Consider the following 708-nt stretch of genomic DNA (forward strand, 5'->3'; position numbering starts at 1 on the left):
CGCCTGCTCGCGATTGGCCTCGAGTGCCTCGGCCCACAGGTCCAAGGTCCTGGCGTAGTGCAGCTGCAGCGACTGGACGCGGGTCAGGTCGAAGCCCGCGGTCACTCCGTACTCGCCGACGGTCTGCGGCGTCGGCAGCCAGCCGCCGGGGAAGATCTCGGCCAGGATGAACTGCGAGAACTGCACGATTTCGTGGGTCAGCTTCAGGCCCTTGGCCCGCGCGTCTTTGAACGACGGCCGAACGATGGTGTGCAGCAACATCACTCCGCCGGGCGGCAGCGCCTGGTAGGCCATTTTGAAGAAGCGGCCGTAGCGCTGCCGGCCGAAGTGCTCGAACGCGCCGATGGACACGATGCGGTCCACGGGCTCGTGGAACTTCTCCCAGCCCTCCAGCAGCACCCGCCGGCTGCGGGGGGTGTCCATCTGATCGAAGGACTGCTGCACGTGCTCGGCCTGGTTTTCCGACAGCGTGATTCCGATGACGTTGACGTCGTACTTCTCGACGGCCCGCTTCAGCGCGCCACCCCAGCCGCAACCGATGTCGAGCAGCGTCATCCCCGGCTCGAGGTTCAGCTTTCCCAACGCCAGGTCGAACTTCGCAATTTGGGCTTCTTCGAGAGTCATGTCATCACGCTCGAAGTAGGCGCAGGTGTAGCCCATCGTCGCGTCTAAGAATAATGCGAAAAATTCATTCGAGACATCGTAAAT

General features: G+C 63.0%; 1 protein-coding gene. It reads right to left on the reverse strand.

Annotation, left to right across the window (positions count from 1 at the left end):
• The coding region (locus A5646_RS07125; protein WP_067020823.1) for a cyclopropane mycolic acid synthase family methyltransferase at positions 1 to 708 on the reverse strand (708 nt) is incomplete at its 3' end.

Source organism: Mycobacterium sp. 1245499.0, assembly GCF_001673615.1.
In the GTDB taxonomy this organism is placed as follows: domain Bacteria; phylum Actinomycetota; class Actinomycetes; order Mycobacteriales; family Mycobacteriaceae; genus Mycobacterium; species Mycobacterium europaeum_A.